Source organism: Oleiphilus sp. HI0128, from assembly GCF_001635365.1.
The window spans coordinates 1-1,667 of record NZ_LWGG01001623.1 but is presented as its reverse complement, the minus strand read 5'-3'; the positions used below and the strand labels follow the sequence as shown (position 1 = coordinate 1,667).

Annotated in this window: 2 protein-coding genes; both read right to left on the bottom strand. The window is 45.3% G+C overall.

Going from position 1 to position 1,667, the window contains the following annotated elements; genetic code table 11:
* Positions 1 to 663: efflux RND transporter permease subunit (locus A3763_RS26420; RefSeq protein WP_197483164.1), on the bottom strand; the 663-nt coding region annotated here is incomplete at its 3' end.
* Positions 663 to 1,667 (bottom strand): efflux RND transporter periplasmic adaptor subunit (locus A3763_RS26415; RefSeq protein WP_068760763.1); only part of this gene is annotated, 1,005 nt, incomplete at its 5' end. The genes A3763_RS26420 and A3763_RS26415, both read right to left, overlap by 1 nt.

The window sequence follows — 1,667 nt, the reverse complement described above, 5'->3', positions numbered from 1 at the left end:
AATTTGATTTAAGCCCAAACCTAAAGCTTGTAAACGCGTGGGATCTATCTCAACGCGTACTTCGTTCTCCTGACCACCATGAATTTCACTGAGCCCAACGCCCTCAATACTATGTAGATGCTCGGTCATTCTTTCAGCCATATGTGTGAGCTGATAGCGGTCGTACTTGTCAGAAGCCAAGGTCACAACTATAAAGGGGATATCATCCACATCCATCAGATGAATATGTGGCTCGCCCGCTAAAGGCGGTAACTGAATTTTGTATCGTTCCACCTGGTCATAGAGCCTCACGAATGATTCGGTTTTATCCTCTCCTACTTTGAACTCCACTTGAATCTTGGCAAAGCCTTCTCCTGCCACACCGTAAGTGTGCTTTACCCCCTGCATCGTATTGAGATGATTTTCGAGCGGCGTTAGCAGCAAGTGTTCTACTTCCAAAGGTGACATACCTGGTATGGGAATGGTGACTTCGGCAGCGGGAATCACTATCTGAGGATTCTCTTCACGGGGAATTTCAAACAGCCCCATTAAACCGAACAAGATAACGGCAGGAATAATGGCCAATACAAGCTTTGATTCAACAAAGGTTTTGGCTAGCGTATGGGCAATATTAAAGCTGCTGTTAGAAGCTGCTTTGCCGCCCGAATTTTGGCTCTTATCCATTACTTGGTCTCTGCACTATTTACTGAGGCATCGCTAGGTTTAAAGACCACTGGACTCCCATCTCTTAAGGAAGATGGCGGGTTAGTGATAACGATATCCGATGGCTCGAGGCCTGAGAGAACCACCAAATAACGTTGCCACTTCCGCTCAAAATTGACCGGCGTAAACACTGCTTTACCTTCATTGATTCGGTATACACCAAACACCCCCGCCCGCTTAATGATTGATGAAGAATCAACAAGAATCTGTTTTTCATAAGAGATAATGAAGTCCACCTGCCCTGATAAGCCGGCTTCAAGTTTGTAGGATTCAGGCAAAGCGAGTTTGATCTGAATGGTTTGGGTAATACGATCAACACTATTCACGATATGAGATATAACGGCTTTAACGGGTTCATCGCGCTTGTGAATTTTAATGTCATATTGGTCACCAATATTTAGAGTCTGCCCCCACTCTGCTGGCAACGAAGCCTCAAACTCCAAACCACCAATCGCTTCGAGTTGAAGAAGAGGTTTTCCAATAACAGCCAAATCCCCTTGATTCACCCAGCGCTTAATAACGCGTGCATCAATTGGACTATTGATGCGGTGATAAGGCTCCCGAGCAAGCTGCCTTTCCAGCTCACTCTGCGCTTGATTCAACTGAGTTTCCGCAAGATTGTGTTGCACTTTTGCCTTGCGAAGTTGTTCCACAGTAATCACGCGTTTTTCGCGCAGTTGACGAGCATTATCTACATCATGTGCCATATCCTTTAATCGAATTTTGGCTGATTCGATAGCACTCTCTGCTCGACGAATAGAGGTAAGCAATTCGGTTTCATCCAAGGCTACTAGCAAATCACCTTGAGACACCATGTCACCCTCTTTTACTGTCAGTTCGTCAATCGTTGCCGATTGCGAAGTACTGATTTCGATACTGCGAGATACATTGGTGTACCCTGTTGCCGAATAAAATCGAGGCACTAGATCTTCTTTAACATGATGAGCATCGACCTCAATTGGCTT